The organism is Luteolibacter sp., from assembly GCF_058122085.1.
Map to the genome: position 1 here is coordinate 1 of NZ_JBIKBQ010000162.1, position 5,883 is coordinate 5,883.

Annotated in this window: 6 protein-coding genes and 1 tRNA gene; 2 read left to right on the top strand and 5 right to left on the bottom strand. The window is 60.7% G+C overall.

Annotated features, from left to right (window positions below):
- Both AC4DF4_RS17515 and AC4DF4_RS17520 read right to left on the bottom strand, forming a co-directional pair.
- Positions 1 to 668: DUF3300 domain-containing protein (locus AC4DF4_RS17515; protein ID WP_490049399.1), on the bottom strand; the 668-nt coding region annotated here is incomplete at its 3' end.
- Positions 669 to 1,195: 527 nt separating this feature from the next.
- Positions 1,196 to 1,660 carry a hypothetical protein gene (locus AC4DF4_RS17520; RefSeq protein WP_488258001.1) on the bottom strand — a complete coding sequence of 155 codons (465 nt, stop codon included), beginning with the start codon at positions 1,658 to 1,660 and terminating at the stop codon, positions 1,196 to 1,198.
- Between the two features lie 100 nt (positions 1,661 to 1,760).
- Between AC4DF4_RS17520 and AC4DF4_RS17525 the strand changes: the two genes are divergently transcribed.
- A tRNA-Val gene (locus AC4DF4_RS17525) sits at positions 1,761 to 1,835 on the top strand.
- A 6-nt stretch (positions 1,836 to 1,841) separates the two neighbouring features.
- On the opposite strand, the gene AC4DF4_RS17530 is transcribed toward AC4DF4_RS17525, so the two are convergent.
- Complete coding sequence (locus AC4DF4_RS17530) at positions 1,842 to 2,621, bottom strand: metallophosphoesterase family protein (RefSeq protein WP_490049400.1); 780 nt, start codon at positions 2,619 to 2,621, stop codon at positions 1,842 to 1,844.
- Positions 2,622 to 2,634: 13 nt separating this feature from the next.
- The gene (rlmB, locus tag AC4DF4_RS17535) at positions 2,635 to 3,237 is read right to left on the bottom strand and encodes a 23S rRNA (guanosine(2251)-2'-O)-methyltransferase RlmB (protein ID WP_490049401.1); all 603 of its coding nucleotides are present in this window, start codon (positions 3,235 to 3,237) and stop codon (positions 2,635 to 2,637) included.
- 704 nt (positions 3,238 to 3,941) lie between these two features.
- Between rlmB and AC4DF4_RS17540 the strand changes: the two genes are divergently transcribed.
- On the top strand, positions 3,942 to 5,192 hold the full coding sequence (locus AC4DF4_RS17540; protein ID WP_490049402.1) for a Gfo/Idh/MocA family protein: 1,251 nt from the start codon (positions 3,942 to 3,944) through the stop codon (positions 5,190 to 5,192).
- Positions 5,193 to 5,282: 90 nt separating this feature from the next.
- On the opposite strand, the gene AC4DF4_RS17545 is transcribed toward AC4DF4_RS17540, so the two are convergent.
- A partial coding sequence (locus AC4DF4_RS17545; protein WP_490049403.1) for a sugar phosphate isomerase/epimerase family protein occupies positions 5,283 to 5,883 on the bottom strand: 601 nt, incomplete at its 5' end.

The following is a 5,883-nucleotide window of genomic DNA, read 5'->3' on the forward strand; positions in this document are numbered from 1 at the left end:
TGCGCCCATTTTCCGCCGCTGATGTTATTGATGTTGGAATTCCTGACGTAGTTGTTGTTGACGTTGATATCGACGTCACCGCCGTGCCAGCCACAGTTGTATCCCCAGCCGTTCCCCCATGCGGCTCCCAAAGCGATTCCCAATCCAAAGGCGAGTCCCGTTCCCGGCACATAGCCGGGATAGACATAAGACGGATAGGGATAGACCGGTGGTCCATAAACCACGACCGGATCGTATGAGGGGACGTAAACCACCTTCGGGTCGGCCTGCTGGATCACGATCACCTTTTCGCCTTCGACGACTTCGGTTCCGACCGTTTGCTGGGTGTTGCTCACCAACACATTCGTCCCCTGGGCCTTCGCGCGCATGCGCTGGACGGCGTCCATGACATCCGCAGGCTGCGCCAGAAACGCGTTCCCCAGTTCCGTGGTCCATTGCACGTTGCCGGCAAGGCGCTCGATCACATCCGGCACCGCGACCATGGACTGGATGCTGGGATCCCAAGGCTGCTTCTTCACGGCGTCGGCCAGCGCCTGATCCTTGAGATCCTTGTTCCTCGCCAGCCACTGCTGAAGCTGGATGATTTCGAGCGGATAGGTGGAGGCCACCAGCGTTTGGCTCAACAATGGATCGGGATAGAGCGCGATGGGAGCGACCAGGGAGTCCAATTGATCATTCGGGAGCCTCCACGCCTCCTGCGGTCCGGTGTTTGTGGTAGTGGTTGCTCTGCCGCCTGCGGGGGCATTCTGACCTAGCAAGGTTGACGCGCCCGGAGCGAGGATGCCCACCCACAGGATGGCGAGTGCGCCGCGGAAAGGTTGTGTCAAATTTTTGAATCGAAAGGATCGAGGTTTCATGACGGGGGGAGTTGTGGTTACGGACTTCTGCTCATTGCAACTCATAGTCATCCCATTAAATCCCCCCGGCCGTCAACTACCCTTTGCTCCGATTTGGCATCTTGGTTTTTTTTGGGACGAAGGAGCGAACCATGAAGGAATCGAATCACGGTGGCAGCGGGGCCTCCGGGATGAAAACGAAGAGCCAGTGGACCGACGGTTTGAGGAGCGTGTGCATGAGCTTGGGGGGAATTCCGCCATCCGGCGTAGCGCCCGGACGGCGGCGAATCCGGCCGTTTCAAATGACATGTCTATCACTCCGGCCGCCGCGCGACCATTGGACTTCGTTCGCATGCGGCTCAGCCCTCGCCGGGCGGCGTCACCACCACCACGCGCTCGACGCCGCGCTTGGAGAACTCCTCCCAGTAGCGCTTTTCCCAAGCGACGGTGCGCGCGCGGCGGTCTTCCTCGCTGAGTTTTTCCCACTCCTTGAAGCCGATCGCCCGTGCGAGGTCGCGGTCCGCGAGCCGCACGGCCAGCTCGTCCCAGAAGCTCTCGTTGCGGAACTCCTCGTAGCACTCGTGATAGAACAGGTTTTCCTCCCGCTCCGCCTTCACCCGGAAACGCTGGGTTTCCTCGTCGAACTCGATCCAGTCGCCCAGCCCGGAGTGGCCGGCTTTTTCGAGAATCTTGCTTTCCAGATTCTCAAACGCCGAGACCTGGTCGTTGGCGGTTTCCTTCTGGTTCCACGACGCGACGTTGGCCGCGAGGCTGACCATTTCCACCAGCGTGGCGAGTTCTTGATCTGAGAGGCGCAAATGCATTCGTCCGGGGAACAAACCACCGCCGCGCCGCGCCCGCAAGCCTGCAACACTCCGGGCTTGATCTTCGCGAAATCTCCCGGCAGCTTCCCGCCCTGCCCCTGCACGAGTAGCTCAGCGGTAGAGCGGTCCGCTTACACCGGATTGGTCGGCGGTTCGATCCCGTCCTCGTGTACCACCTTTTTCAGAATCGCCAGACGTCGAGCGTCTCGCCCTTGCGGCACATTTCCGGGGATTCGTCGATCACGCCGCGGCTGAGCCAGCCATCGTTCCACTCCACCCAATGGGCGCGGCCCGGAGCGGTGAACGAGCCGGTGTTGATCACGCGGCGGCTGTTTCTCAGCCAGCTGCCGACGCGGTGGAAATGACCGATGACGAGCATTTCCGCCTGCGGGAAATAGCGCTCGCAGAATTTCGCACCCATCGGACCTTGAGTCATCCAGGCTTCAATCATCTTGACCGCGCGCCTCGGCGGCTGGATCGCGTCCCACGCCCGCTGCACGAATCTCCGGCCGGTCGGATACTCGACGGAGCAAAGCTCGCGGGCGATTTTCCGTGCCACCCGCAGGCGCTCCTCCACATCAACGTCGGCGCGGGGATGCTCGTCCCAAAGCTCCATCACCCGCTTGCCGCTAACGAGGATCTCGCGCTTCCACGGCGAGCCGTCGAACAACAAGGCGTCGCCGTGGGTGACGACGATCCGCCCGCCCGCCAGTTCCACCCAGCCGGGGCCGGGCCAGCCGGGATCGTGATTTCCGGATAGAAAAACCGCTTCGGCACCTTCCTCGCGGCAGAGTGATTTCAACTCGTCGAGCATCGCGGTCGAGCGTTCGAGAAACGGCCGCGCGAGTTCCTGCCAGGTGTCGCCGTTGAAAATGACCGTGCCGGCTCCGGCGATCAACGGTCGAAGCGCGGAGACTTGCCCGATGCGGCAGATTTTATGGCCGAGATGGAGGTCGGACAACACCCGGACCGGTTCATTCACTGGCGACCCGGCGCTGGCGCACCGCCTCGAACAAACAGACGCCGGTGGCCACCGAGACGTTGAGACACTCGACTTTTCCGGCCATCGGGATGGAGGCGAGGAAATCACAGTTTTCCTCGGTCAGGCGGCGCATGCCTTTTTCCTCGGCCCCGAGGACGAGCGCGAGCGGGCCTTTGAGATCGAGCTCGTAAATCGACTTGGATTTCGCGTGATCCGAGGTGCCGACGAGCCACAACCCGGCGGCCTTGAGCTTCTCCATCGTCCGGGCGAGGTTGGTCACTTGGGCGAACGGCACGTGATCCGCCGCGCCCACCGAGACGCGGCGCACGGTCTCGGTGATGCCGACGGCCTTGTCCTTGGGCGCGACCACCACGTGCACGCCCGCTGCATCAGCGGTGCGGAGGATGGCTCCCAGATTGTGAGGGTCCTGCACGCAGTCGAGGATCAAAACGAAGGGCACCGCCTGCTGTGCGACGATGGCCAACACGTCGTCCTCGTCGAGCGAGGGAACGATGGTTTCCACCGTCTGGACGTGGCGGTTTTCGCGGGCCTGTTTGTTTTGCGCGCCGTGCGGTGGGGAAAAACGGGGTTTCATGGGCGGAATTTGAGTCGGCGAACCGGCGGAGTCCAGCGCGATGCCACGAAATGGCGGCGGAGGTACCGCTTGAGGCGAAAGCACGGGATCTCCAGGTCCCCTTTCGGGCTCATTGGCCAGAGTCCCTACACAAGGGATGGTCGAATTGAAAAATTCGCCACTGCTTGGCGGTGATCATCCAGCTCCCCCGTCCACCACCGCCACCTTTTGACATCGAGACGATGGAGCCCATCTAACCGCCGTGGCAGGCCATCAAGGAATGGATCCCCGACGACGAACCGGATCTCGACTGGGTCAACCGTCCCCGGGATCCAGCCGATCCCGACCCAGACTGGTTCGACCAACGTGTGCTTCGAAGCCTTGGCGAAGAAGTAAGCCAAACATGGCAGGCACCCGAAATCCAACTGGACGACGAGCGCATCCTGGTTCTCGAATACACCTGACAGGCAGGAAGCCTAACCACCAGAAAACCGCAGTCGAAGAAATCTTGGCAAAGCGGTCTGGAGAGCTACGCTCGTGGCGAATGAAAACCGTCGTAAAATCTCCTAATCTCGCCAGATTCTGGCGTTCCACGGAGCATTCTTCCTTTCAGCGTTTCAGTTTTCAGCATTTCAGCTTTACCCAAATCCCCCTTTTCCCCGCCTCCGGTCCTCCCATGAGCTTTCTCAGCGGCCTTCATCTCAAAAGCAATTTCCTATCAAACCATGAATACCTATCTAACCTCGCTCACCCGCCGGAATTTCATCGCCCACTCCGGCCTCGCCGCTGCGGCCGTCTCCATGCCTCACATCGCCCGTGCTCAGAACGACGGTGGCAGCAAGCTCCGCATCGGCATCATTGGCTGCGGTGGACGATCTAACATCGTCGGCGAGATGGCGCTCAAAGACAGCCGGTTCGAAATCGTCGCGCTCGCGGATTACTTTCAGGAAGCCGTGGATGGCCAAGGCGAGAAATTCAAAGTCCCCGCGGACCGCCGCTACACCGGACTCAACTGTTTCAAGAAACTGCTCGATGCGGGCGGCATCGACATCGCCGCCGTCTTGTCACCACCGTATTTCCACCCGGAACAGGTCGAAGCCGCGGTCGAAGCCGGCGTTCACGTCTGGCTGGCCAAACCGATCGCCGTGGACGCACCGGGCGTCGCACGCATCGAAGCCGCCGCCCGCAAGGCCACCGAGAAGAAGCGCTGCGTTCTCGTCGATTTCCAGACCCGCGCGCTTGCCCACTACAACGAGGCCGCGCGCCTCGCCGCCGCCGGCAGTCTCGGCACGCTGGGATTCGGCGAAATCGAAGGCACGTGCCCCGCGTTTGAACTGCGGGTTCCTCAGGACAGCCAAGAGGCGAAACTCAAGAACTGGCTCCAGTGGCGCGACCTCTGCGGCGAGTCGATCATCGAATACAGTATCCACGCCATCGACATGGCCAGCCTGATGATCGGCCGCAACCCGCTCTCCGCCACCGGCCAGTGCGGCCGCTTCCTGTTGGATCGCTACCCCGATCCACGCCCCGGCGACGTGAAAGACCACTGGCTCGCCACCTATGACTTCGGCGATGGACTTAAAGTCGTGTTCCGCGGCAAGCGTATTGACGGCCACGATCTTCCGGACCAACACGGCATCTATGTCAGGCTCCACGGCAGCGAGGGCAGTCTGCTGGCCGATTACTCCGGCGAGGTGATGATCCGAGGCAAGGAATCATTCTATGGCGACCGCTTCATGAAGGAGAAAGTCCGCGGCATCTACAACCGCGGCATCACCGAGAACTGGAAAACCTTCCACGACAACATCACCAAGGGCAACTACGCCCAGGAAACCGTCGCGCCGAGCGTGCGCAGCCATTACCTCGCCCTGCTCGCCCGTGAGGCCTGCTATCGCAACGGCGAGACCGTCACATGGGACGAAGTGGTTTCTTCGAAAAACGCCTTATCATTCGACGCCACTGGACTCAAGAGTTGAGCGCTCCGAATCAACTACCAAAAACCCATGAAACCGCAAAGCCTCTCTTTTTAGAGTCTTATTCGTGTCCATTCGCGGTTTCTGGGATCATCACCGTGGATTAAAGACGCCGCGAAGGTAATCCAGATTGTGACGATAGCAATCGACCACCGGTTTTTTGTTCTCCCTTGCTCCCTCGATGACAAGCCAGTTGCTATAGTTGATGTCCGCGAGCGAATCGCGCACCTTGGTGAAATCGACCTTGCCTTTGCCTAACAGCGAATCGTTCTCCTTGCAGTGCACCTGACAGATGCGGTCGTGTCCGAGTTGGCGGATCTCCTTTTCAAGGTTGTAGCCGCGGGTGGTCATGTTGGCCACGTCGTAATAAACCTTGACCGCGGGCGAGGCCACCGAATCCACGATGCGGATGTGTTCCTCCGCGTTGAGCCAGCTTTCCAAGCCCAGTATGACTCCCGCCTTTTCCGCCTTCGGGGCCACCCGTTTGAGCCGTTTGATCACCTCGTCCTGAAGGTCGGGCTTGTCCTTGATGTCGCCGTCCCCAAAAAATGCCAGCAGCACGATCTCCACTTTCATGGCGGCCATCGCATCGATGCATTCCTCGACCCATTTTTCGGTTCTGGGATCGGACGCGTAAGGGGTCTGGTTGAGGACGCCCATGGCCAGCGAGGCGATGGCGACCCGGCTGTCGGCC

Bases quoted from the DNA above. Each gene is read 5' to 3' on its own strand.
- AC4DF4_RS17520 (WP_488258001.1), bottom strand. From the start codon at position 1,660: ATGCATTTGCGCCTCTCAGATCAAGAACTCGCCACGCTGGTGGAAATG.
- rlmB (WP_490049401.1), bottom strand. From the start codon at position 3,237: ATGAAACCCCGTTTTTCCCCACCGCACGGCGCGCAAAACAAACAGGCC.
- AC4DF4_RS17540 (WP_490049402.1), top strand. From the start codon at position 3,942: ATGAATACCTATCTAACCTCGCTCACCCGCCGGAATTTCATCGCCCAC.